The organism is Streptomyces sp. NPDC056222 (assembly GCF_042264065.1).
Lineage (GTDB): Bacteria > Actinomycetota > Actinomycetes > Streptomycetales > Streptomycetaceae > Streptomyces.
Genome location: NZ_JBHJTL010000061.1, coordinates 1 through 22,327, shown reverse-complemented (window position 1 = coordinate 22,327; position 22,327 = coordinate 1). Strand labels below are relative to the sequence as shown.

The window sequence follows — 22,327 nt, the reverse complement described above, 5'->3', positions numbered from 1 at the left end:
CCCGAATAACGGTCACGATCGAGTCAAGGACCCAGTGCAAGCGGTTTCCAGGGGCACGTGCCCTCTGAAAGCATCGGATGAACGTTCGGTGGGGTTCAGGGGGATGGGTGACCGGGTTCGTACTTCTGCGTGTCAGGGCACACCGGTTGCTGCTCGCCGCGGCGCTTCTCGCCGTCCTGCTGACCACCTCCGTGCTCGCCACGCTCGCTGCCTTCTCCGGTTCCATCGGCGACGCCGCCCTCCAGGGCACCCTGCGGGGCCGGGCCGCGCCCGCCGCCGCACTGGTCGTCTCCGCGCAGGTGCCGACGCGCAAGCGGGACGGCGCCGACGCGGCGACGCGTGAGGCGGCCGACCGGACCTTCGACGGGCTGCCGGTCGACGTACGGAAGCTGGAGCGCTCGGGGCCGTACGCACTCCCCCGGAGCCTTCAGGATCCGGGCGCGCGCCTGGGCGAACCCGACCTCACCCACATCGCCGCTCTCGACCGTTCGCGCCTCACGCTCGTGAAGGGCGCCTGGCCCCGCGACGGCGCGGCCGGGGGAACGATCGACGTCGCGGTGCCCGAGGAGGCCGCCCAGCGGCTGCGGATCGGGGCCGGGACCGTACTCGATCTCACCGACCGGCTCGGTGGCAAGCCGGTCAAGGCAAGGATCACCGGCCTCTACCGACCCGCCGACCTCACCGATCTCTACTGGCAGCTGGATCCGGCGGGCGGGCGCGGGGTGCGGACCGTCGTGTTCACGACGTACGGCCCGCTGGTCGCCGATCCCGCCGTCCTCGGCTCCGGCCGGGTCACCGCGGGCGAGACGTCCTGGCTGGCCACCGCCGACTTCACCGGGGTCACCACCGGCCGGATGGACGCGCTGCACGCCGCCGCCACGGCGGAGCCGAAGGCGCTCGCCGCCGACACCTCCCGGTTCGGCTCCACCGTCACCGCGCACACCTCGCTGCCGACCGTCCTCGAACAGACCGACCGGGCCCTGCTGGTCTCCCGGTCCACGCTGATGATCGTCGCCGTGCAGCTGGTGCTGCTCGCCGCGTACGCCCTGCTGCTCGTCGCCCGGCTGCTCAGCTCCGAGCGGTCGGGCGAGACCGCGCTGCTGCGGGCCCGGGGCGGTTCGCGGCGCCGGATCACCTCGCTCGCCGCCGTCGAGGCGCTGCTGCTCGCCCTGCCCGCCGCCGTGATCGCCCCGCTCCTCGCCGGTCCGCTGACCCGGCTGCTGGCCGAACGGTCCTCGCTCGGCGCGCTGGGCCTACGGCTCGACGACGCCCCTCTCGGTCAGGTGTCCCTGGTCGCGGCGCTGGTCGCCGTGTGCTGCGCCGCCGCCGTCGTGGCGCCCGCGCTGAGCACCGGGGACGGGGCGGTGGTGAAGCTCCGCAAGGGGCGTACGGCCGCGCTGCCCGGACCTGTACGGGCGGGGGCCGACATCGCCCTCCTCCTCGTCGCCGCCGTGGCCTACTGGCAGCTCGACCGGCAGACCGGCGCGTCCGGGGACGGGGGCACCGGCGCGCTCAGCGGCGACCGCGGCGGCTCCCTCGGCATCGACCCCCTGCTCGTGTCCGCCCCCGCGCTCGCGCTGCTCGCCGGCACCGTTCTGACCCTGCGGCTGCTGCCGCCCGCCGCCAGGCTCGCCGAGCGGCGCGCCGCGGGCGGGCGGGGACTGCCGGCCGCGCTCGCGGGCTGGCAGTTCAGCCGCCGGCCGCTGCGCGGCGCGGGCCCGGTGCTGCTGCTCGTCCTCGCCGTCGCGATGGGGATGCTCGCCATCGGGCAGAGCGCCTCCTGGGACCGCTCGCAGGAGGACCGGGCCGACTTCCGTACGGGAGCGGCGCTCCGGGTCCTCACCGGCGGCGCCCCCGACCCGACCCGGGCCGGCCGGTACGCCGCGCTGCCCGGGCTCGGCTCGGCCGCCCCCGCGCACCGCGCCGCCACGGACCTCGCGGAGAACCGGACCGCGACCGTCCTCGCCCTGGACACACGGCACGCCGCCGACGGGTTCCTGCTCCGTGACGACCTCGCCGACCGTCCCACCTCAGCCCTGCTGACCTCCCTGGCCCCGAAGGACGCCCCGCGCCCGGGGCTCGCGCTGCCCGCCGGCAGCCGCGGCCTCGCCCTCGACCTGCGGCGCACGGCGCCGCCGGGCACGGCGACGGTCCAGGTGACGGTGGTCCTGGAGGACCGCCACGGCGTTCCGTACCGTCAGCTCCTCGGGCCGCTGCCGGCCGACGGGAAGCCGCACAGGCTCGCCCTCGACCTCGGCCCCGACGGGACCGGCCCGGCGGCCGGCGGTGTACTGAACCTGACCGGCGTGGAGCTGGACGGGCAGAGCGCCGACGGCCCGGGCGGGCGGCAGACCCTCGCCGTCGAACGGATCGTCTCCCTGCACGAGCGCGGCGCCGAGCGCCCGCTCGACATCGCGCGTCCCTTCGCTTCCTGGACCGCCGGGTACCGGACGACGTCGAACGGCGAGTGGCAGGATCCGCTCGCGCTCACCGGGAGTTCGGGCGGCAGCGCGCCGTTCTCGATCGGATACGACGTCGACGGCGTGTCCCGGACGGACCTCTTCGACGGTCCGGAGGACTTCACCGTGCGGATCGCCGCCCCGCGGCCCGCCCCGCCGAAGACGCTGCGCGGGGTGGCGAGCGACGCCTTCCTCGCGGCGGCGGGGGCGAAGAAGGGCGACGAGGTGGAGGTGTCGCTCGCCGGCCTGCGTCTACGGGTGACGATCGCCGACAGCGTCCGGGAGCTGCCCACCACCGGCAACGGGGCCCGGGCCGTGTCCGCGACCGCGCCGGCCGCCACGCCCGACGACGGGGGCGCCCTCCTCGTCGACCTGCAGGCGGCCAACCAGTACCTCGCCTCCGACCGCACCGCCACCCTGCCGCCCACCGAGTGGTGGCTGACCGCCGCGCCCGGCCGGACCGGCGAGGTCGCCCGGGCGCTGCGGGCCCGCCCCGACACCGATCCCGGCCAGGTGCTCGTACGGGACGAGGCCGCCGCCGAGCTGCTCGGCGACCCCCTCGGCGCGGGCCCCAACGCGGCGCTGATGGCGGTGGCGGCGGCCGCCGCCGCGCTCGCGGCCGTCGGGTTCGCGGTCAGCGCGGCCGGCTCGACCCGTGAACGGTCGGCAGAGTTCGGGGTGTTGCGGGCGCTCGGCGCTCCGCGTCGCCAGCTGGCCCGGCTGATCGCCGCCGAACAGGGCCTGCTGGTCGGCATCGGCCTGCTCGTGGGCGTCGCCCTCGGCGCCGTGCTGACCCGGGCCGTCGTCCCGCTGGTCGTCCTGACCGGACAGGCGACCCGGCCCGTCCCCCGCGTCCTGGTCGAACTCCCGCCCGGACACGTGGCCCTGTTGCTCTCCGGGGTCGCCGCGCTGCCGCTGCTGATCGTCGCCACGATCGCGCTGCGCCGCACCGACCCGGCCGTGACCCTGCGCCACCAGGGGGACCAGTGATGCGTACCGCACCCGGAAGGAAGGCGTCCGACATGCCCCGCAAGCCCGCCCGCGCCGTGGCTCCCTGGGTGCGGACCCGGCTGCGGACCGCTCCGGGGACGGCGTGGGCCTTCGCGCTCCTCGTCCTGGTCACCGCCTTCCTCGCCGCCGCACTTCCCCGGACCGTCGACAGGTACGAGACCGAGGGCCTGCGGCACCACATCGCCACGGCCGCGCCCGCCGAGGCGGTCCTCGACGTCACGACTCTCCTTCCTCGGGTGCCCGCGGAAGGCGGCATCGCCCCCGAGCGGCTGACCAAGGACCGCGCCGCACTGGAGGAACTGCTGCCGCAGCCGCTGCGCGCCGATCCACGGGAGTCGGTGCACGGGGTACGGACCACGAAGCGGGTCACCGGGCTCGACCCCTGGCTTCCCCAGCCGTTCGGGATACCCCCCGAGCTCACGATGGCCACGCCGTCCGGGCTCGCCGAGCACGCGACGGTACGGGAGGGCCGGCTGCCCGCGAAGGCCGACGCGACCAAGGGCACGAGCGAGGCGGCCGTCACCATGGCGACGGCGAAGTCGCTGCGGCTGAAGGTCGGTTCGGTGGTGCACGTGCCGGCCAAGTTCTCCTCGACCCCGCTCGCCGTCACCATCACCGGCATCGTGGACCCCATCCGGCCCGGGGGCCCCTACTGGTCCGTCGAACCGCTGCTGCGGTCCCCCGTGTACGCCGTCGTCCCGCGCGGCGACGGCACACAGTTCTACTGGCAGGCCGCGCTGCTGCTCCCGCCCGCCGCCGGCCCCGTGCTCCTTTCCGGCAGCGGTGAACCGGAGCTCTACTGGCGCCTCGCGCCCGCCTCCGGCCATCTCACCGCGCAGGACACGCCCCGGCTCGGCGAGGCCGTCGCCTCCATGTCCGGCGGCCCCGGCCTGGTGCGGGTCCGGGAGGCGATCGGCCGGAACGGCGCGGTCGACACCGACCTCGACGAGGTCGTCGGCGCCTACCGCGGGATGCGTACGGCCATCGCCCCGGTCGTCGCCGTCGCCACGTTCGGCATCGGCGCGGTCGCGGCGGTCGTCCTCGCCATGACCGGGGGGCTGTTCGCGGCCCGGCGCTCCGCCGAGCTGGCGCTGCTGCGCTCGCGCGGCGGCTCGCTCGCGGGTATCGGCGTCCGGCTGCTCGGCGAGACGGCCGTCCTCGCCCTGCCCGCCGCCGGGCTCGGTCTGCTGCTCGCGACGGTCGTCCTCCCCGACGCCCGATTCCTGCCGGCCCTGGCCGCGGCGGGCGCGGTCGCGCTCCTGGCCACACTGGCGCTGCCGCTGCGCGCGCTGTTCCTGCACCGCAGGCCGCTCACGCACGGCGGGCGCCAGGACCTGGTCGACGCCCGCCCCTCCCGGGGCCGTACGGTCGCCGAACTCACCGTGCTCGTCCTGGCCGTCGGCGCCGTGGTGGCGCTGCGCCGACGCGGTACGGACGATTCCGGGGACTATCTCGTCAGCTCGGCGCCGGTGCTGGTCGCGCTGATCGCCGCTCTGGTGCTCGTACGGCTGTACCCCTTGCCGCTGCGGTGGGCGGCCCGCCCGGCGCGCAGGCTGCGCGGCGCGGTCGGACATCTGTCGCTCGCCCGGGCCGGGCGCTCCTCGGCGACCGGTGCGCTGCCGCTGCTCGCGCTTCTTGTGGCGCTGACGACGGCCGCGTTCGGCGGCTCGGTGCTCGCCGGGGTCGCCGACGCCCGCGACCGGGCCGCGCTCCTGGAGACGGGCGCGGACGCACGGGTCTCGGGGAACACCGACGGGATGCCGCTGCCGGCCGGACTGGCGACGGCGGTGCGTGGGTCGGCGGGGGTACGGGACGTGGCCGCGGTCCAGATCGAGTACGGCCTGCTGCTGCCGCCCGGGACGGGCCGCGCTCAGGAGGCGCGGTCCACGCCCCTGGTGGGGGTGGAACCGGAGTCGTACACCCGGCTGGCCCGGCAGACCGACTTCGGGCCCTTCCCCGCCGGTCTGCTGAAGTCCACCGGTACGGGCGGCCGGATCGACCACGACCGGGTCCTGCCGGCGATCGCCTCCCCGGCGGTCGCGGCGCGGCTCGGTGGCGAGCCGCAGAGCGTGACGGCGGCGGCGGGTGAGTTCAAGGTGCGGATCGTGGCGGTACGGGCCACCACCCCGGCCCTGCCCGGCGGGGACTTCCTGCTGGTCAACGCCGCCGACCTGACGAACCGGGCGGACACCGCGCTGCTGGCGTCCGGCCCTTCGGTCGACGGGAAGGCGCTGCGGGCCGCGGTCGCGGCGAAGTCCCCGAACTTCTCGGTGGTGCTGCGGACCGAACGGCGGGCCACCTATGTGGACTCGCCGATGCAGTCGGGCGCCGAGCGGATCTACCTGGCGGCGATCGGCGCGGGCGCAGGCTACGCGGTGCTCGCCGTTCTGCTGTCGCTGATGCAGTCCGCGCCGGAGCGGGCCATGCTCCTGGCCCGGCTGCGGACCATGGGACTGACCCGGCGGCAGGGTCGGCGGCTCCTCGGGCTCGAGGCGCTGCCGCAGGCGCTGCTCGCCGCGGTCGGCGGCACGTTCGTCGGCTGGGCGACGATCCTGCTCCTCGGACCGGGAGTGGATCTGGTCCGGCTCTCCCTGGCGGCGGCGCCGGGGTTCGCCGTCCTCGACGGCGCGACCCTGCGGGCGGACCCGTGGTCGCTGGGGCTGCCCGCGCTGGGCGTGGTGGTCCTGACGGGGGTGGCGGCCGTCCTTCAGGCGTGGTGGTCGGCGCGCACAGGCTCGATCAAGGAACTCAGGGCAGGAGACGCACGATGACCGACATCAGCCTTGCGGAGCTGGAACAGCGGGCGACCGCGCACCGCGACCGGCCCTCGTACGGGCACGACGCCCTGATCGCCTGCGACCGGCTCGTACGGATCTTCACCACGGACGGGGTGGAGGTGCAGGCGCTCCAGGGGCTCGATCTCCTGGTGAAGGAGGGCGAGTTGATGGCCCTGGTCGGCGCGTCCGGAAGCGGCAAGTCGACCCTGATGAACATCCTGGCGGGTCTGGACGTGCCGACGGCCGGGGCGGCGAAGGTCGCGGGCTGCGATCTGCTGGCCATGGACGCGAAGGCGCGGCTGCGGTACCGGCGGGACGTGGTGGGCTTCGTCTGGCAGCAGACGGCGCGCAACCTCCTCCCGTATCTGACCGCAGCGCAGAACGTGGCTCTGCCGATGCAGCTGCGCGGCGGCGGCCGGTCGCGGCGGAAGGGCGAGCGGGCGGAGGAGCTGCTCGCGATGCTGGACATCGCGGACTGCCGGGACCGGCGCCCGCACCAGATGTCCGGCGGCCAGCAGCAGCGGGTCGCGATCGCGGTCGCGCTGGCCAACTCCCCCTCGGTGCTGCTGGCGGACGAGCCGACCGGCGAGCTGGACTCGGCGACGGGCGAGCAGGTCTTCGCGGCCTTCCGCCGCGCCAACGAGGAGCTGGGCACGACGATCGTGATCGTCACCCACGACCAGGCGGTCGCCTCCGAGGTCCGCCGCACGGTCGCCATCCGCGACGGCCGCACCTCCTCGGAGGTCCTGCGCCGTACGGAGGTCGACGCGGAGGGCCAGGAATCCCTGGTGGCGCGCGAGTACGCGATGCTCGACCGCGCGGGGCGGCTGCAGCTGCCGGCGGAGTACACGGAGACGCTGGGCATGGAGCACCGCGTGATGCTGGAGCTGGAACAGGACCACATCGGGGTGTGGCCGGACGGCAAGGGTCCGGACGGCACGGAGGGCTGACGGGGTCCGCCGGGGGGCGGCTCTCGTCCCCCGGTGCGCGGGAGCTCTCGCCTCCCTGGTGTGCGGGGGCTCGCCCCCTGGCCGACTGCGCCACGTACTCAGGGACTGGCATGCGCTTCTGTTTATGGCGTACGCTAAGTATATCGCGTAAACACACCGCTGGAGTGGAGTGCCCATGACGCGCGAAAACCGGAGCGGCCGTCCCGCCACGCCCCACGACCTGAGCGCGGTCGCGGACCTCCTGTGGCGCGCCGACGCGGAGGAGCAGCCCGAGGACCGCCCCCGGCTCAACGTCCGGAGGATCGTGACGGCCGCCGTGGCCGCCGCCGACGCCGAGGGACTGGCCGCACTCTCGATGCAGCGCGTCGCCGCGGAACTCGGCTGCACGGCCATGGCCCTCTACCGGCACATCCCCGGCAAGGATCAACTGATCGCGGCGATGAACGACTTCGCGACGGGCCGTCCGCCCGCGCCCCCTTCTCCCCCGGCCGGTTGGCGTGCCGAGATCGAGGCATGGGTGGCGTCGCTGTGGGACCTCTATCTGCGCCACCCGTGGATGCTGCGGGTCCCTACGTCGAGCGCACCGGTCGGCCCGAACGAACTGGCCTGGTTCGAGGCGCTCCTGAGGCCCCTCCACCGCGCGGGCCTGCCACGCGAGGAGCTGATCCCGCTCGCCACCTTCGTCTCCGGAGCCGTACGCGACCTGGCGCGGGTGGCCACCGAGCTCGATCCCGAGAGCGCCGCCGCGTACGGCGAGGTGCTGGCCCGACGGCTCGACCCGGAGCGCTTCCCCCTTCTCTGCTCGCTCGCGGGCGAGGAGGGGCTCGACGAGGACGAGGACGGCGACGTCACCCCGATCGTCCGCCACGGGATCGCGCGGCTGCTCGACGGCATCGAGGCCGCGGCCGCACCCCACCGACCCGTCTGACCCCTGATCGACCGAGTGATCGACCGAGTGATCGACCGAGGAAGGAACCACCATGGACGACCTACGGATACGACGGACGATGGGTGCCTGCGGCATCGCCGCCGGCCTGCTGGCCGCTGTCGGCGTGCCGCTGTACTTCGTGTACTCCGGAGCACCGCCGGCCTCGAACGTCCTCGCCAGGATCCTGCTGAACATCCTGACGTGCGGAGCCCTGTTGGTCTTCCTGACGGGGTTGCGCCATCTGATCCGCGGCGCGGGCCCGGCGTTCGAGTGGCCGGCGAGCCTCGTCTTCGGCGCGGGCACGGCGTACGTCACCGTCACACTGGTCGCGGCGTCGATCGAGGCGGGGACCGTTCTGCAGCGTCCCGACGGGACGCTGGACCCCACCGTCGACGGGCCGCTGGCCCACGCGAACATGCTGCTGCACGGATCGGTGGCCAGGCTTCTGACGGCGATCCTGCTGGTGGCCGCCGGGTACGCGATCCTGCGCAGTGGGGTCCTGCCGCGCTGGGCCGGGTGGAGCGCCTACGCCGTCGCGGCGGTCAACGTGGCGTTCGTACCGTCCCTGTTCTTCGGGACGGACGCGGCCGACTTCTACAGCGCGGTCGGCTGGGGGAACACCGCCCTGACCGCGGCCCTGATCGTCTACTGGGCTCTGGCCGTCGGTGTCGTGACCGTGCGGCGCCGGCCCTCCCGAGGGCTCACTCGGCTCGCGTGAAGGTCAGTGCCCGTGCCGTGAGGCAGGGGCGACTGTCAGCGACATCGGGACCGTACGCAGGGCTATCGAGCCGTACGGGGTCCGCAGCCGCAGCCAGGGACCCGAGGCGAGGAGCGCCACCGGGGCCTCGTGCGGGGGCAGGAAACCGAGGGACTGCGCCGCGTGGACGGCCCGCAGCGGAAGCCCGGTGCCCGCGACCGTCCGCGACCAGATCTCGCGGCCGATCCGGTCCCGCTCGGCCCGTGTCCTGCGCTCCTCGGGCAACTCCTCGTCCCGCGCCCGGAATTCGGCGACCGCGGCTGCCACCGCGCCGCGCAGTGCCACGACTCCGGGCACTCCGGTGACCGGCTCCCAGCCGCCCCGCGGCGGCAGGACACCGGTCCACGGCGGGCCGGTGACGGTGCCGGGGACGACGGCCTTGCCGGCCGACTCCTCGATGCCTTCGAGGAGTTCACCGGCCGACACCGTGACGTCCAGCTCCACCTCGTCGACCAGCCGCGCCGTGCGGATGGCCAGCACCTCGAACGACGGCGGCCGACCGAACACGGCGAGCGCCCCGCCTCCCGCCTGGAGGCGGACGGCGGCGGCGCGGTCGTAGTGGATCAACCGGGCCAGGAAGGCGGCGAGGTCCGCCGCCTCCCTGGCATCGGCGAAGTGCAGCGGCGCGATCATGCGGCGGCAGTCATCCCGTCGTCCATGTACTCCTCGAGGAACGAGCGCTCCTCGGCGGAGATACGACGCGGCCGCTGGGCCTCCAGGTCGAAGGGGACGACGATCGTGGAGGCCCGTACGTACGTCACTTCCGGGTCCTTGATCTCGTACGCGATCGTCAGGGACGCCGCGCCTATCTTCGTGACCCACGACTCGATGGTCACCGGCGCGTGCCGGTGGACCAACGGCCGTACGTAGTCGATCTCGTGCCGGGCCACGACGGACCCGCCGGAGAACGACGGCGAACCGTCGCCCGGCGCCAGCCGGAACATGAAGTCGATCCGCGCCTCTTCCAGGTACCGCAGGAAGACGACGTTGTTGACGTGCCCGAAGGCGTCCATGTCCGACCAGCGCAGGGGACAGCTGTAGATGTGACGCACGCTCAGCCTCGGGTCAGCTTCTTGTACGTGGCGCGGTGCGGACGGGCCGCGTCCGCACCGAGACGCTCGATCTTGTTCTTCTCGTAGGACTCGAAGTTGCCCTCGAACCAGTACCACTTCGACTCACCCTCGTACGCGAGGATGTGCGTCGCGACTCGGTCGAGGAACCAGCGGTCGTGGGAGACGACCACGGCCGCACCCGGGAACTCCAGGAGCGCGTTCTCGAGCGAGGAGAGGGTCTCGACGTCGAGGTCGTTGGTGGGCTCGTCGAGGAGCAGCAGGTTGCCGCCCTGCTTGAGGGTGAGCGCGAGGTTGAGGCGGTTGCGCTCACCGCCGGAGAGCACGCCGGCCGGCTTCTGCTGGTCCGGGCCCTTGAAGCCGAACGCGGACACGTAGGCGCGGGACGGCATCTCGACCTGGCCGACGTTGATGTAGTCCAGCTCGTCGGAGACGACGGCCCACAGCGTCTTCTTGGGGTCGATGTTGGCGCGGCTCTGATCGACGTACGAGATCTTGACGGTCTCGCCGACCTTGATGTCGCCGGAGTCCGGGGTCTCCAGACCCTGGATCATCTTGAAGAGCGTGGTCTTGCCGGCGCCGTTCGGGCCGATGACGCCGACGATGCCGTTACGCGGCAGCGTGAAGCTGAGGTCGTCGATGAGGACCTTGTCGCCGAAGGCCTTGGAGAGGTTGTTGACCTCGACGACGATGGAGCCCAGGCGCGGGCCCGGCGGGATCTGGATCTCCTCGAAGTCCAGCTTCCGCATCTTGTCGGCCTCGGCGGCCATCTCCTCGTAGCGAGCGAGACGGGCCTTGGACTTGGCCTGACGCCCCTTGGCGTTCGACCGCACCCACTCGAGCTCTTCCTTCAGACGCTTCGCACGCTTGGCGTCCTTCTGGCCCTCGACCTTGAGGCGGGTGGCCTTGTTCTCCAGGTAGGTGGAGTAGTTGCCCTCGTAGGGGTGGGCGCGACCACGGTCGAGCTCCAGGATCCACTGGGCCACGTTGTCGAGGAAGTACCGGTCGTGGGTGACGGCGACGACGGTGCCGGGGTACTTGGCGAGGTGCTGCTCCAGCCACTGCACGGACTCGGCGTCCAGGTGGTTGGTGGGCTCGTCGAGGAGGAGCAGGTCAGGCGCCTCGAGGAGGAGCTTGCAGAGCGCGACGCGGCGCTTCTCACCACCGGAGAGGTTGGTGACGGCCCAGTCGCCGGGCGGGCAGCCCAGCGCGTCCATGGCCTGCTCGAGCTGCGCGTCGAGGTCCCAGGCGTTGGCGTGGTCCAGGTCCTCCTGGAGCTTGCCCATCTCCTCCATGAGCGCGTCCGAGTAGTCGGTCGCCATGAGCTCGGCGACCTCGTTGAAGCGGTGAAGCTTCCCCATGATCTCGGCGGCGCCGTCCTGGACGTTCTGGAGGACCGTCTTGGACTCGTCGAGCGGCGGCTCCTGGAGGAGCATGCCGACCGTGTAGCCGGGCGACAGGAAGGCGTCACCGTTGGACGGCTGCTCAAGACCGGCCATGATCTTGAGGACGGTGGACTTACCGGCACCGTTCGGGCCGACCACACCGATCTTCGCACCGGGCAGGAAGCTCAGCGTCACGTCATCGAGGATGACCTTGTCGCCGTGCGCCTTGCGCGTCTTGCGCATCGTGTAGATGTACTCAGCCAAGAGAAACCGTCCGGCAAAGAGTGAGTGGGCAGATACACCCCATCTTGCCTGACCGCCACCCCTGGGAGCGAACCAGTAGGCGGGGGCCCCGCTGACCTGCGACTTCCCGGATCACCCTCGTAGCGGCCCTGTCACTGTTGGTCGCCACCGGTCACCCCTGAGCCCCCTCGCACGGCCCACAGACGGCCCAGAGTGCTGGCCCGTGCGTCCTCGCCGAGGCAAGGACGTCGGTCGATCGCTACGCAACATCCGCTCGAAGACGGCTGGCCATGCCGATTAGGCCCTCATTCGGGTGCGGGTGTCGACCACCTGGGCGCTGTCAAATAGCGAGGAGTGGCACACAGGAGGAGGGTGCTCATGTCGCAGCCATCCGATGTCGTTACCGCAAGGGTTAGCAATGAGCACAGCACCGAAGTCCATGGCAAGCATTGGCGAGTTTGTTCGGCGTTCCGATTTCATCAATGTCGTGATTGATGATTTCGCAAAAGAAAATAACCTTGCTGGAAGTCCAGCGCTGAATGCCATCGCGACATTTATCGAAGAGCGGGTTTTGGCCCCCGAACGAGAATGGAACGCCGATCCAGCGAGAACGGAGGGCGGACTTTCTGTGGCGCGTGAAGCGCTGACTCAGTGCCTGAATACGATCAACCAGATTGCGCCCATCGATAAAATCGAGCGGGACGACGTGCGACCTATCACTGAGGGAGTATTTCTGGCAGTGACCAAATACACGTGGAACTGCCCGTTCCCGCTCTTCTTCTGCTGATTGGGAGTCCCATGTCCGCCACCAGCCCCACGCCCGGCACCAGTCAGCGCAACACGGGGTCTCCTGACGACAAACGAGCAGCGATGCTCGCCATCATCAGTATGACGACTGTCGTATCAACCGTATCTACTGCGACACTGGCAATCAGCGCAACTTTCCTTGGGGATCTATATCAGGGCCAATCCCTGACCGCCTTGTGGGTCGGATGGGCACTTCTGGGCGTTTCCCTTATCCTGGGATTTCTCGTGATGGGACAACAAGTTAATCTCCTGGCGGAATCAGACCTGCGGCCGCGCGGAGGCACGTTGGAGGTCTATGCATTCCTGCAACTTATTACAGTGCTCGCTGGCTTCGGCTTTCTAGCTGCTTTTGCTGTAGATAACGTGACAGCCGAGGAAAGGAAGTGCAAGCAACCGATCGTCATCGCCAAGACGGTGTATTGCCCCATTACCTAGTCTGGCTATTGGCTGGCGCGGAGCCCTCCTCAGGTCGGCGGAGCGGCTTTGGCCGGTGGCCTGCCCGGGCTGGGGTTGAGCATGATCAGGGGGCCGTACGCTTGCCGGCAACTCGGTCAGCTCTTGAGCCTGACCGCAATGTGATCGAGTGGCCCCCTGGTCTTGCTCGACGCGGGTCCCTGACCGGGGAGGTGGCTAAAGCCGTGGAGCCGACCGGCCCCAGCCACAGAGGGGTTCACCACCCATCAACCCGAGCTGTCAGGCGTGCGGCCGGCGGCCGGGCCGGAGCGGGGCGAAGACAGGAGCGGCGGCCCGGACGACGGGCCGCACGCGCCGCGCCGTGCGCGGCGCGTGCCCTTGATGAAGTAGAGAAACTCTCACCGCGCTTGCGTCAGCCGCGCCGGATCAGGTCGGCCATGTCATCGATGACAGCCGTAGCTCCGGCTCGGTGCAGCCGTTCGGCCTTGCCGGATTTGTTGGCGTAACCGATCGACATGACCCCCGCAGCTTGAGCGGCCTGAACGTCAGTCACAGAGTCCCCGATCAGGACGGCTTCCCGCGGCGCCACTCCGTGAGCTTCCAGCGCGAGCCAGAGCATGTCCGGGGCGGGCTTCATCTTGCTCAGCCGTATGGCTTCTCGTCCGACCAAAGGCGACGCATAGCGGTCAAGTCCATGATTGGCGAAGTAGCGCTTGAGTGCGGCCGTGCTGTTGTTGCTCACAACAGCCAACAGGTGCCCATCCGCGTGCAGCGCTTCGATTGCCACCTGCGCGTTGGGAGTGGGTGCCGACTGGTCTACGGCTGTGACTTCGAGATCAGTGAGCAAGGCTTCCAACTCGCCGACGTTCGGCAAGCCCTCCAGGGCTGCCACGCGCACCACTTCGAGCGGGTCATCGCTCTGGGCAAGTCTGGAGGCCCCGCTGTGGGCCTCGTCGTACGCATCCCGAAGCCGCCGAGCAACCTCCGGGGCTGGCAGACCGGAGAAGATCGAGCAGATCGGCCCGTCGAAGTCGACCAGCACCGACTCCGCGCGCGCAAGGATCTCTGAGACAGAGAGGATCTCTGTCACGAGGAGTCCCCATCGTCGGGGTGCTCCCATACGTCGAAGTCCTCGCCCAGGTTGCTCCAAAGGCTGTCGAACCAGAGCTGTCCCTGCTGAAGCCACTCGGGGCCATGTCCGCGCTCGTCTCCTCGCGTGTACGAGAAGAGAACTGCGTCCAGCCCGAGCACGTCGAAGATCTTCGTCGGCTGGCCGCCGACGGGCACAGTGTTCTGCGTAACCGGATAGAAGCCGAAGAAGGCGTCACGCTGGTTCAGTACGTAGAGCTTGAAGGACGGAGTGACGTTGTGGACACGCACGCTCACCCGCGCCTCGCCGGTCAAGCCGAGGGCTTCCAACTCGGTAACCGCAGCTGTGATCGCTTGGGTGCTGCGCAACATGATTCCGTGAGCACGGGACTGAGGCGTCTCCTTCGCCCTTCTGCCCCTCGTCGACTTGCTTGCTGACGCCTCCGCCGGGTCCACAAGTGCGGGAATCGCCTGCGGCTTCCGCGTGTCAGGCACGAGTATGCGCACGTTGATGCTGTCCGGCCGCAGCCGACCAGACCGGATCTTGTCGATCGGCTCGAGTAGCGCTGTGTGCAGCGTCTCCCCTGAGAAGCCGGCGAAGTCGATGGTCACTGCCGACTCGTGGAACGCCTGCTCGATGTGGGTACGGAGTTCCATCGGGCGCTCGGTTCGCACACGGACGAAGACCCCCTTGCCCTGACGGGAGACAACGAGGCCTTCCGTCTCCAGGTCACGGAGGGCCTTCTGAACGGTGGCCCGGGACACGTCATAGCGCTTTGTTAGCTCGTTCTGCGACGGAAGTTGTTCTCCGGGCGCGAGCTTCTTGGTCAGGATCGCCGCCCGCAGCAAGTTCGTGATCTGCACAAACGGCGGACGCGGGTCGTCTGGATCGAGGCTCATGTCCGAATCGTCTCACGACTGGAACAACTTGCCTAGCCAACCCTTGACCTGACTAGCCAAGCTGGCCTACATTCATGACTAGCCAAGCTGGCCGAGTGAGCCAGCTGCGAGCTAGGAGACTTCCATGCGTCAGATCCCCGTTGACACGTCCACCGCGATGGCGATGGTGGCCCAGCCCCCGACCCCGAAGATCGCGAACCGTCAGACCGGTGAGATCGCGACCGACCGCGAGACCGGTGCCACGCTCATGACGGTCGACGTCATGTTCGTCATGGACGGCAACGCCGAGATCCTGAGCCTGACCGTCCCGCAGACCGGCGTCTCCAATGACCTGACCATGGGCACCCCGGTCGCGCTCACCGGCGTGATCGCCCGGCCGTGGGAGCGCGATGGCCGCCACGGAATCGCCTTCCGTGCCGTCGCCGTTACCCCGCTGACCGTCGCGAAGGCGGCCTGACCGTGAACGCCTTAACGGTCACGCTGGCGCTGGCGCTGGTCGCCGCCACGGTCGCGCTGCTGCTGAGGTGGCAGCGTCCGGCCTGGTACTGGATGACCTTCGGAATCTTCCTCGCCGTGGTCCGGGTCCTCGTCCGGTATTCCTCGGTCATGGACGCCTGTGGACTGACCGTCCCGCCGTCCCGCTTCCGCCTCGCAATGGCCCGGATGGCGAACCGGCCCATCCCGGAGTCTCGGGCCCCTCGGATTCTGCGGCTGCGACCAACCCGTACCGGGCTGGTGTTGCGAGTGAAGTTGCGGCCGGGGCAGGACGCGTTCGACTTCTCCGCCGCCTCGGACCGGCTGCGGCACTCGTACGGAATGCAGAACGTCACCACCCGCGAGATCCGCTCGGGTGTGGTCGAGCTGCGGATGACCGGTTACGACGTCCTCAAGCGCGTACAGATGCCCGCCCTCGCTGCTGCCGAGGTGATGAAGGTTCCGGTCGCAATGCGGGAGGACGGGGAGGTCTACTACCGCGACTACCGGCAGAGCCCGCACGCGCTGAACGTCGGCGCCACCCAGTCCGGCAAGTCCGTCTACCAACGCAACCTCGTCGCCGGCCTCGCCACGCAGGACGTCGCCCTGGTCGGCATCGACTGCAAGCAGGGTGTCGAACTCGCCCCGCTCGCCCGGAGGTTCACCGCGCTTGCCGACAACCCCGACACCGCCGCCGAACTCCTCGATGCGCTCGTCGAGCACATGGTCGACGTCTACCAACTCATCCGCCGCGAGCAGAGGCTGAGCGCTGATATCCCGGATGCGGAGATCACCGCCGACATCTGGGACCTGCCCGACCACCTGCGCCCGACGCCGATCGTGCTGCTGGTCGATGAGGTCGCCGAACTCGCCCTGTTCGCAACAAAGGAGGAAGAGAAGCGCCGGGACCGCATCATCACCGCCCTGGTTCGGCTCGCCCAGCTCGGCCGCGCCGCCGGCATCTACCTGGAGATCTGCGGCCAGCGCTTCGGCTCCGAACTCGGCAAGGGGATCACGATGCTCCGTGCCCAGCTCACCGGCCGCACCGCCCACCGCGTCAACGACGAAACCTCGGCGAACATGGCCTTCGGCGACATCGCCCCGGACGCCGTCCTCGCCACCATCCAGATCCGTACCGATCGCCCTGGCACCGCGGTTGCCGGTGACTCCTCCGGCGGCTGGATCCGCATCCGCACCCCGCACCTCACGCTGCGACGGGCCGTGAACCTCTGCAACGCGCAAGCACACCGCACCCCGGATATCCCGGCCCTGGACGCCTTCCGGCCCGCTCTGCCGAGCCTGGTCAAGGTCCCGGCCCCGGCGGCCGAGACGGCTCCCGCGCTCGCCTGACCCACCCCGCCCCACGGTCGGCATGACCGCATCCGCGCCACGTCCCTACCCCACCCATGCCCAAACCCGGAAGGAAGCGCCCGCCATGGCCACTCGGAAGAAGCCCGCGGCGAAGAAGTGCCCGGACTCCAAGGGCGACGGCGAGACCACCGAAACCGTTCAGGTCGGCACCCGCAAGCGCCGCGACACCGACCACCGACAGGCCGCGCTCTGCCTGTCCTGCTTCGGCACCGGCGAAGCCACCGACTGAATCTCCGGGACCGGGCGGCCGGCCACCAGTGCCCCGCCCCGTCCCGGCCCCAACCCCAGGAAGGAGGAACTGCGATGCGCTCAACACTCCGTGTGGACGCCGTCCTTGTACAGGCCGTGATTGCTGGTGCCCTGTCCTTCGCTCACCTTCATGACCTGGCCGAAGCTGCCGGGCAGACCGGGTGGAAGGCATGGGCCTATCCCGTCTCCGTCGACCTGCTGCTCGTCGCCGCTTGGCGTCGCCTTCGCACGTTGCGGGCTGCCGGCGCCTCTGCTCGCTCGGCCTGGACTTGGTTCACCGTGGCTCTGGCTGCCTCGCTTGGCGCGAACGTGGCCACCGCCGGACTGCTCGACCTCGGCCACGTCCCCGACTGGCTGCGCATCCTGGTCGCCGGATGGCCCGCCCTCGCGTTCCTCGGCGGCACCCTCCTCGTCCACACCCCGGCACCCACGGCCGAGCCGACGACCAATGCCGCGGACCCCGTGGAGTCTCCGGCAGTCGAAACGGTCGTCAAGCGAGACGACTCCGCCGCGCTGGCGCCCGAGGCCGCTGCCGCTCCGGCTCTGCCCGCCGTCGAGCCTGACCCGGCACCTGAGCCGGTCCCCGCGCCTCCGGCCGTCGCCGTGCCTCCGGCTCTGGTTGCTCACGCCCAGAAGGTCGCCGACGACCACCAGACCCGTACCGGCTCGCCGATCGACACCGACACCCTGCGCGCCCGCCTCGGTGTCCCGCCCGTGATGGCCGACGCCATCGCCGCCCAACTCGCCTGAGAAGGAGACCAAATCATGCGCGACTCGACCCGTCACGCCCTGGAACGCGCCGCCGAACTGACCCGCAACAACCGCCTGGTGGAGGCCATGGCCACCGCCGAGCCGGTGATCACCACTGCCGACGAGTTCGAGTCGGCCGAGATCCGCCAGTGGCTCAACGACCACGCCGACGACTTCACCAAGGAGGTCTGAACACATGCCTGCCCGCGACTTCTTCCACTCCGTGATGCGGATCGGCCCCGTGCAGATCGGCACCCACCGCGACCACCGCGGACGCACCAAGCACACCGCCGCCTGCACCGCCGATGACTGCGGCTGGTCCGCCGACTACTCCAACCAGTCCGCCGCCCAGCTCGCCGCCCGCACCCACCGCTGCCAGCCCCGCTAACCGCGAAGGAGAACCGCGTCATGGACGTCCCGCTCTGGCTCGCCCTGATCGTCGTCGGCGCCCTCGGCATCAAGCTCATCCGCCCGCCCTGGTGGCTCGTCGCCGTGATCCTCCTCGGCGGCTACCTCCTCGCCGACAGCGTCCTCGCCCCGCTCATCGACAACACCATCAACCAGTAGGGGACAACCGCCATGCTCCGACCGCGCATCCCGGTCAACCCCCTCCCGACCGGCCTCGTCGCCCCGCTCGTCCACCCGGCCACGACGGCCGACGTCGAGCCCTGCCACAACACTCAGCCGGTGGCCTGCGACCACCACCACGCCCAGACGCCCGTCCCGGCTGCGCCCCGGGTTCAGGTCCCGGCAGTCCGCCTCACGCCTACCGGCCTCATCGCCGTCGTTGCCGGTGGCGCCGGACTCGTCCTGATCGTCGGCACGGTCCTGGTGTCCCTGCTCCTGGCCGTCGCGATCAGCGCCGCCTCGGTCGCCGTCTGCGCCGTCGTCCTGCGCTCGCTCCTCAACGGCCAGCACAAGCGCTGACCGGCCCCGGGCGGCCTCAACCGCCAAGTCTCCTCCGCCCGGGAGCCACGCCCCTTGCCCAGTCCACAGAACCGGAAGGAACCCGCCCATCATGGCCCAGCACAACCACGCCCCGGCCCGGATCTGCTCGAACTGCGACGGACACGCCTCCGTCGCCATCACCCTCGGCGGACGCGACCACCACGGCCACCTCCGCATCATCACCGCCCACTGCCCGACCTGCCACGGCACCGGCACCCGCCCCGCCCGCTGGCCCCTGACCGTCCCGGCGGTGTCGGCGTGACGAACTCCGCGACCTTCGCGGGCCTGGACCCGGCCACCGTGAGCGACATGCTCACCGTGGCCGGGTCCCCCGGCTTCGACCGCTGGCAGGAACAGATCCGCCGCACCGGCGGCTGCTCCAACCCCATCCACCTCACCGGCTGGACGCTCACCCAGGACAAGACCAGCGGCGAGACCCTCCACCGCTACTCCACCGACACCGAGCCCGGCGGTCGGCTCCGGGTCGCCTGCGGCAACCGCCGGGGCTCCCGCTGCGCCGCCTGCGCCTGGACCTACGCCGGTGACACCTACCACCTCATCCGCGCCGGCCTCGCCGGAGACGACCGCCGCGACATCCCCGCCGCCGTACGGGACCACCCGCGGGTCTTCCTCACGCTCACCGCGCCGTCCTTCGGCCCCGTCCACAACCGCCCCGGCACCCGGCCCTGCCGCTGCGGCACCCACCACCCCGAGGACTCGCCCGAGCTGGGTACTCCCCTCGACCCCGAGTCGTACGACTACGCGGGCGCCGTTCTCTTCAACAATCACGCCGGTCAGCTCTGGGACCGCTTCGCCAAACGACTCCGCCGGGAGATCGCCGCATCCGCCGGACTCTCTCAGCGCGCGCTCAAGGAAGTGCTCCGGCTCTCCTACGGGAAGGTTGCTGAATTCCAGAGGCGCGGAGCTGTCCACTTCCACGCCGTGATCCGCCTCGACGGACCCGACGGCCCCGACACTCCGCCGCCGGCCTGGGCCACCACCGAACTCCTCACCCACGCGATCCAGGCGGCCGCCGGCCACTCGTACACGACCGTCACCGTCCCCGGCGCCGGCGACCAGCCGTTACGCCAGCTCCGCTGGGGCACCCAGCTCGACATCCGGCCCGTCAAAGCCTTCGGGGACGGCTCTGACATCACGGAACAGGCCGTCGCCTCCTACATCGCTAAGTACGCCACCAAAGCCGCCGAGGCCACCGGCAGCCTCGACCGCCGGATCGGCAACCGTGAAGCGCTCCTGCTCCTGGGCGTCCCCGATCACACCCGCCGCCTCGTCGAAGCCTGCTTCGACCTCGACCCGCTCTACCCCGACCGGCGTCTGATGGCCTGGGCGCACATGCTCGGCTTCCGCGGCCACTTCAGCTCCAAGTCCCGGCAGTACTCCACCACCCTGAGCGACCTCCGTCAGACCCGTGCCGAGTACCGGGCAGCCCAAGAACGCACCGCCCGCGGCCTGGACGACGTCGAGCCTGACACCGTCCTCGTCCTCACTTCGTGGCAGTACGCCGGCCAAGGCCACAGCCCCGGCGAAGCCGCGCTCGCCGCGTCCATCGCCCGGGACATCCAGCTCAACCGCGAGACCGCCCGCGAAGCCCTACGCGCACTACCTGACGAAAAGGAGTGGTGACCATGCCGCAGAGCCTCCCCGACCGGTACCTGACCCCGGTCGACGTCGCCGAACTCCTCGGCGTCCCCATCGAGACCATCTACCAGTGGCGCCGGAAGCGGACTGGGCCCCGGGGCTTTCGTGTCGGTCGGCACGTGCGGTTCGACCCCAACGACATCCGTGCGTGGGTCGAGTCGCAGATGGAAGGGGTTGCCGCCTGATGGCCGGTCACGTTCAGGACCGCTGGTTCCGCGTCGAGAGCGGGCCCAATGGGAAGCCCCTCAAGGTCAAGACCGATCGTCACGGCATCGGTATGCGCTACCGCGCCCGCTACATCGGGCCCGATGGTACGGAGAAGAGCAAGAGCTTCCCGGACAAGCAGAAGCGCCTGGCCGACCTCTGGCTGACCAACATCGAAGCCGACATGGCACGCGGTCAGTACATCGACCCCAAGGCCAGTCGAACCACCTTCCGGGAGTACGCCGAGCGCTGGATCGCCGCGCTCACCACCGATCTGAGCAGCCGTGCCGCCGTGGAAGGACGTCTCCGTCTCCACGCACTGCCATACCTCGGGGGTCGTCCGATCGGCTCGTTCCAGGCGGAGCACATCCGCGACTGGAGCCGACAGTTGGAAGAGACCGTGGGGTCGGCCTCATACCGGCGGCTCATCTTCGACGCGGTGTCCTCGGTGCTGAACGCTGCCGTGGATGACAGGCTCCTCGCCTCCAACCCGTGCCGAGCCCGCTCGGTCAAGGCACCCCGGCCGGCGCCGACTCGGGTGCATCCCTGGTCTGCCGCTCAGGTCTTCGGGGTGCGTGCGGGACTTCCTGAGCGGTTCCAGGCCGTTGCGGACGTCGGTGGCGGGTGCGGCCTCCGGCAAGGGGAGATCTTCGGCCTGGCGGTCGACAACATCGGTGATCTTGGCTGGCTCTACGTGCGGCAGCAGGTCAAGAAGGTACGTGGTGGGCTCGTGTTCGCTCCGCCCAAGCGCGGGAGGCTCCGGGATGTGCCGCTCGACCCCGAGGTCTCGGCGGTTCTCCGCGAGCACATGCGGCGCTTCCCGCCCGTCGACGTCACCCTGCCCTGGCTGACGCCGAGCGGGCCGAAGGTGACACACCGGCTCGTCTTCACGGCCGCCGCCGGCACTGCGCTCTGGAGCAACGCCTTCAACGACCAGACATGGAAACCGGCACTCGCCTCCGCCGGGATCATCCCTGTCCCTGAGAAGGGGCACCGCTATGCCGCCGCCCGCGAGCACGGGATGCACGCTCTCCGGCACTTCTACGCCTCCGTCCTCCTGGACGCCGGCGAGAACATCAAGGCGCTGAGTCTCTACCTCGGGCACAGCGATCCGGGGTTCACGCTCCGGGTGTACACGCACCTGATGCCGAGCAGCGAGACGCGGACCCGGAAAGCCATCAGTGCGATGTACCGGGCCGCCGGTCACGCTCATGACGGCCCAGAGACGGCCCAGAGACGGCCCAGGCTGCCTGAGACGGCCCCTCATCGGCGGGAAACCTGCTGGTGAGGGGCTGTTTTGTGCCCTCTGTCGGAGAGAAACACCCCATCTTGCCTGACCGCCACCCCTGGGGGCGAACCAGTACCCGAGGGAACCCCTGACCTGCGGCTTCCCGGGTCACCCTCGTAGCCGGCCCGTCACCGACGGTCGCCGCCGGTCACCGCTGCCCTTTCGCGCGCTCGTCCGGCCCGGGCCGTGGCCATGCCCGTGATCGCACAGGCCCCGGCAGCGACGGTCAGGCACACGAGGGTCGGGTTGATCCAGGCGGGAACGAGGTCGAAGGAGGCGTTGCACTTGTTGTGCAGCGGAAACAGGCGGCTCGGTTCCTGCCAGTGCTCGGCCCGGTACGCCTCGTCGTAGTCCTGTCCTGCCAGGCCGCAGGCTTCTCGGACATCGAGGCCCCCCGCGGACGCGCCCATGACGAATATGAGGAACAGCCCGCAGCAGCAGACCGCGGTGAGAAGCAGCCACAGGGTCGGGCCGCGCCGGACTCCGCCCCTGCTCGCTTCGTCGGTCATCCTGTGATCTTCCCCCCTCGGCCCTGCGGGCCGGCGCGGCGGTACGACACCGGCCCCCGGGGGCGAGTCGCCCCCCCGGGCCCGG

Annotated in this window: 25 protein-coding genes; 19 read left to right on the top strand and 6 right to left on the bottom strand. The window is 70.7% G+C overall.

The window, feature by feature from the left end; all coding sequences use genetic code 11:
- Positions 1-107 precede the first annotated feature (107 nt).
- The 5 genes from ACFC0D_RS25495 to ACFC0D_RS25475 all read left to right on the top strand — a co-directional run bounded on the left by ACFC0D_RS25495 (position 108) and on the right by ACFC0D_RS25475 (position 8,843).
- Complete coding sequence (locus ACFC0D_RS25495; protein WP_376440214.1) at positions 108-3,449, top strand: ABC transporter permease; 3,342 nt, start codon at positions 108-110, stop codon at positions 3,447-3,449.
- A 32-nt stretch (positions 3,450-3,481) separates the two neighbouring features.
- A complete protein-coding gene (locus tag ACFC0D_RS25490) occupies positions 3,482-6,241 on the top strand; it encodes an FtsX-like permease family protein (RefSeq protein ID WP_376440211.1) in 2,760 nt (919 codons plus the stop codon).
- On the top strand, positions 6,238-7,197 hold the full coding sequence (locus tag ACFC0D_RS25485) for an ABC transporter ATP-binding protein (protein ID WP_376440208.1): 960 nt from the start codon (positions 6,238-6,240) through the stop codon (positions 7,195-7,197). Before ACFC0D_RS25490 ends, ACFC0D_RS25485 begins: the two co-directional genes overlap by 4 nt.
- A gap of 175 nt (positions 7,198-7,372) precedes the next feature.
- Entirely contained in the window at positions 7,373-8,125 is a 753-nt protein-coding gene (locus ACFC0D_RS25480) for a TetR/AcrR family transcriptional regulator C-terminal domain-containing protein (RefSeq protein ID WP_376440205.1), read from the top strand.
- Between the two features lie 52 nt (positions 8,126-8,177).
- Positions 8,178-8,843 (top strand): hypothetical protein, encoded by a 666-nt coding sequence (locus ACFC0D_RS25475; protein WP_376440202.1) that lies wholly within the window; start codon positions 8,178-8,180, stop codon positions 8,841-8,843.
- Between the two features lie 3 nt (positions 8,844-8,846).
- Here ACFC0D_RS25475 and ACFC0D_RS25470 read toward each other — a convergent pair whose 3' ends face one another.
- The 3 genes from ACFC0D_RS25470 to ettA are packed head-to-tail and all read right to left on the bottom strand — an operon-like array spanning position 8,847 to position 11,601.
- Complete coding sequence (locus ACFC0D_RS25470; protein WP_376440199.1) at positions 8,847-9,515, bottom strand: hypothetical protein; 669 nt, start codon at positions 9,513-9,515, stop codon at positions 8,847-8,849.
- Positions 9,512-9,934 (bottom strand): thioesterase family protein, encoded by a 423-nt coding sequence (locus tag ACFC0D_RS25465; protein ID WP_329120466.1) that lies wholly within the window; start codon positions 9,932-9,934, stop codon positions 9,512-9,514. The genes ACFC0D_RS25470 and ACFC0D_RS25465 overlap by 4 nt, the downstream gene beginning before the upstream one ends.
- A 2-nt stretch (positions 9,935-9,936) precedes the next feature.
- Positions 9,937-11,601: an energy-dependent translational throttle protein EttA gene (gene ettA, locus ACFC0D_RS25460; protein WP_376440195.1), complete on the bottom strand. Its 1,665-nt coding sequence runs from the start codon at positions 11,599-11,601 to the stop codon at positions 9,937-9,939.
- A gap of 397 nt (positions 11,602-11,998) precedes the next feature.
- Between ettA and ACFC0D_RS25455 the strand changes: the two genes are divergently transcribed.
- Positions 11,999-12,367 (top strand): hypothetical protein, encoded by a 369-nt coding sequence (locus ACFC0D_RS25455; RefSeq protein WP_376440192.1) that lies wholly within the window; start codon positions 11,999-12,001, stop codon positions 12,365-12,367.
- A gap of 11 nt (positions 12,368-12,378) precedes the next feature.
- Complete coding sequence (locus tag ACFC0D_RS25450; RefSeq protein ID WP_376440190.1) at positions 12,379-12,822, top strand: hypothetical protein; 444 nt, start codon at positions 12,379-12,381, stop codon at positions 12,820-12,822.
- Between the two features lie 391 nt (positions 12,823-13,213).
- Here the strand turns inward: ACFC0D_RS25450 and ACFC0D_RS25445 are convergent, their stop codons facing one another.
- Both ACFC0D_RS25445 and ACFC0D_RS25440 read right to left on the bottom strand, forming a co-directional pair.
- Positions 13,214-13,891, bottom strand: a complete 678-nt coding sequence (locus ACFC0D_RS25445; RefSeq protein WP_376440188.1) for an HAD family hydrolase — start codon at positions 13,889-13,891, stop codon at positions 13,214-13,216.
- Entirely contained in the window at positions 13,888-14,790 is a 903-nt protein-coding gene (locus tag ACFC0D_RS25440; protein WP_376440185.1) for a GntR family transcriptional regulator, read from the bottom strand. Before ACFC0D_RS25440 ends, ACFC0D_RS25445 begins: the two co-directional genes overlap by 4 nt.
- A gap of 124 nt (positions 14,791-14,914) precedes the next feature.
- On the opposite strand from ACFC0D_RS25440, the gene ACFC0D_RS25435 reads away from it, so the two are divergent.
- The 12 genes from ACFC0D_RS25435 (at position 14,915) to ACFC0D_RS25380 (ending at position 21,733) form a co-directional block, all read left to right on the top strand.
- Positions 14,915-15,247, top strand: a complete 333-nt coding sequence (locus ACFC0D_RS25435; RefSeq protein ID WP_376440182.1) for a hypothetical protein — start codon at positions 14,915-14,917, stop codon at positions 15,245-15,247.
- A gap of 92 nt (positions 15,248-15,339) precedes the next feature.
- Positions 15,340-16,614, top strand: a complete 1,275-nt coding sequence (locus ACFC0D_RS25430; protein WP_376440263.1) for an FtsK/SpoIIIE domain-containing protein — start codon at positions 15,340-15,342, stop codon at positions 16,612-16,614.
- Positions 16,615-16,699: 85 nt separating this feature from the next.
- The gene (locus ACFC0D_RS25425; RefSeq protein ID WP_376440179.1) at positions 16,700-16,864 is read left to right on the top strand and encodes a hypothetical protein; all 165 of its coding nucleotides are present in this window, start codon (positions 16,700-16,702) and stop codon (positions 16,862-16,864) included.
- 74 nt (positions 16,865-16,938) lie between these two features.
- Positions 16,939-17,634 carry a DUF2637 domain-containing protein gene (locus ACFC0D_RS25420; RefSeq protein WP_376440176.1) on the top strand — a complete coding sequence of 232 codons (696 nt, stop codon included), beginning with the start codon at positions 16,939-16,941 and terminating at the stop codon, positions 17,632-17,634.
- Positions 17,635-17,649: 15 nt separating this feature from the next.
- Positions 17,650-17,826, top strand: coding sequence for a hypothetical protein (locus ACFC0D_RS25415; RefSeq protein WP_376440174.1), 177 nt, complete (start codon positions 17,650-17,652; stop codon positions 17,824-17,826).
- A 4-nt stretch (positions 17,827-17,830) separates the two neighbouring features.
- Positions 17,831-18,022: a mobile element transfer protein gene (locus ACFC0D_RS25410; RefSeq protein WP_376440171.1), complete on the top strand. Its 192-nt coding sequence runs from the start codon at positions 17,831-17,833 to the stop codon at positions 18,020-18,022.
- A gap of 20 nt (positions 18,023-18,042) precedes the next feature.
- A complete protein-coding gene (locus ACFC0D_RS25405) occupies positions 18,043-18,201 on the top strand; it encodes a hypothetical protein (protein WP_376440169.1) in 159 nt (52 codons plus the stop codon).
- A gap of 12 nt (positions 18,202-18,213) precedes the next feature.
- Complete coding sequence (locus ACFC0D_RS25400; protein ID WP_376440166.1) at positions 18,214-18,561, top strand: SpdD-like protein; 348 nt, start codon at positions 18,214-18,216, stop codon at positions 18,559-18,561.
- A 91-nt stretch (positions 18,562-18,652) separates the two neighbouring features.
- Entirely contained in the window at positions 18,653-18,844 is a 192-nt protein-coding gene (locus ACFC0D_RS25395; RefSeq protein WP_376440164.1) for a hypothetical protein, read from the top strand.
- Entirely contained in the window at positions 18,841-20,226 is a 1,386-nt protein-coding gene (gene repSA / locus ACFC0D_RS25390; RefSeq protein WP_376440162.1) for a replication initiator protein RepSA, read from the top strand. Before ACFC0D_RS25395 ends, repSA begins: the two co-directional genes overlap by 4 nt.
- Before the next feature lie 2 nt (positions 20,227-20,228).
- Positions 20,229-20,426, top strand: a complete 198-nt coding sequence (locus ACFC0D_RS25385) for a helix-turn-helix transcriptional regulator (RefSeq protein WP_376440159.1) — start codon at positions 20,229-20,231, stop codon at positions 20,424-20,426.
- Entirely contained in the window at positions 20,426-21,733 is a 1,308-nt protein-coding gene (locus ACFC0D_RS25380; RefSeq protein ID WP_376440156.1) for a tyrosine-type recombinase/integrase, read from the top strand. Before ACFC0D_RS25385 ends, ACFC0D_RS25380 begins: the two co-directional genes overlap by 1 nt.
- A 128-nt stretch (positions 21,734-21,861) precedes the next feature.
- Here the strand turns inward: ACFC0D_RS25380 and ACFC0D_RS25375 are convergent, their stop codons facing one another.
- On the bottom strand, positions 21,862-22,242 hold the full coding sequence (locus ACFC0D_RS25375; RefSeq protein ID WP_376440153.1) for a hypothetical protein: 381 nt from the start codon (positions 22,240-22,242) through the stop codon (positions 21,862-21,864).
- Positions 22,243-22,327: the final 85 nt, after the last annotated feature.

Bases quoted from the DNA above. Each gene is read 5' to 3' on its own strand.
- ACFC0D_RS25455 (WP_376440192.1), top strand. From the start codon at position 11,999: ATGAGCACAGCACCGAAGTCCATGGCAAGCATTGGCGAGTTTGTTCGG.
- ACFC0D_RS25410 (WP_376440171.1), top strand. From the start codon at position 17,831: ATGCCTGCCCGCGACTTCTTCCACTCCGTGATGCGGATCGGCCCCGTG.
- ACFC0D_RS25490 (WP_376440211.1), top strand. From the start codon at position 3,482: ATGCCCCGCAAGCCCGCCCGCGCCGTGGCTCCCTGGGTGCGGACCCGG.
- ACFC0D_RS25380 (WP_376440156.1), top strand. From the start codon at position 20,426: ATGGCCGGTCACGTTCAGGACCGCTGGTTCCGCGTCGAGAGCGGGCCC.
- ACFC0D_RS25385 (WP_376440159.1), top strand. From the start codon at position 20,229: ATGCCGCAGAGCCTCCCCGACCGGTACCTGACCCCGGTCGACGTCGCC.
- ACFC0D_RS25440 (WP_376440185.1), bottom strand. From the start codon at position 14,790: ATGAGCCTCGATCCAGACGACCCGCGTCCGCCGTTTGTGCAGATCACG.
- ACFC0D_RS25480 (WP_376440205.1), top strand. From the start codon at position 7,373: ATGACGCGCGAAAACCGGAGCGGCCGTCCCGCCACGCCCCACGACCTG.
- ACFC0D_RS25430 (WP_376440263.1), top strand. From the start codon at position 15,340: ATGACCTTCGGAATCTTCCTCGCCGTGGTCCGGGTCCTCGTCCGGTAT.
- ACFC0D_RS25395 (WP_376440164.1), top strand. From the start codon at position 18,653: ATGGCCCAGCACAACCACGCCCCGGCCCGGATCTGCTCGAACTGCGAC.
- ACFC0D_RS25470 (WP_376440199.1), bottom strand. From the start codon at position 9,515: ATGATCGCGCCGCTGCACTTCGCCGATGCCAGGGAGGCGGCGGACCTC.
- ACFC0D_RS25475 (WP_376440202.1), top strand. From the start codon at position 8,178: ATGGACGACCTACGGATACGACGGACGATGGGTGCCTGCGGCATCGCC.
- ACFC0D_RS25420 (WP_376440176.1), top strand. From the start codon at position 16,939: ATGCGCTCAACACTCCGTGTGGACGCCGTCCTTGTACAGGCCGTGATT.
- ACFC0D_RS25425 (WP_376440179.1), top strand. From the start codon at position 16,700: ATGGCCACTCGGAAGAAGCCCGCGGCGAAGAAGTGCCCGGACTCCAAG.
- ACFC0D_RS25375 (WP_376440153.1), bottom strand. From the start codon at position 22,242: ATGACCGACGAAGCGAGCAGGGGCGGAGTCCGGCGCGGCCCGACCCTG.
- ACFC0D_RS25485 (WP_376440208.1), top strand. From the start codon at position 6,238: ATGACCGACATCAGCCTTGCGGAGCTGGAACAGCGGGCGACCGCGCAC.
- ACFC0D_RS25435 (WP_376440182.1), top strand. From the start codon at position 14,915: ATGCGTCAGATCCCCGTTGACACGTCCACCGCGATGGCGATGGTGGCC.
- ACFC0D_RS25400 (WP_376440166.1), top strand. From the start codon at position 18,214: ATGCTCCGACCGCGCATCCCGGTCAACCCCCTCCCGACCGGCCTCGTC.
- ACFC0D_RS25405 (WP_376440169.1), top strand. From the start codon at position 18,043: ATGGACGTCCCGCTCTGGCTCGCCCTGATCGTCGTCGGCGCCCTCGGC.
- ACFC0D_RS25415 (WP_376440174.1), top strand. From the start codon at position 17,650: ATGCGCGACTCGACCCGTCACGCCCTGGAACGCGCCGCCGAACTGACC.
- ACFC0D_RS25450 (WP_376440190.1), top strand. From the start codon at position 12,379: ATGTCCGCCACCAGCCCCACGCCCGGCACCAGTCAGCGCAACACGGGG.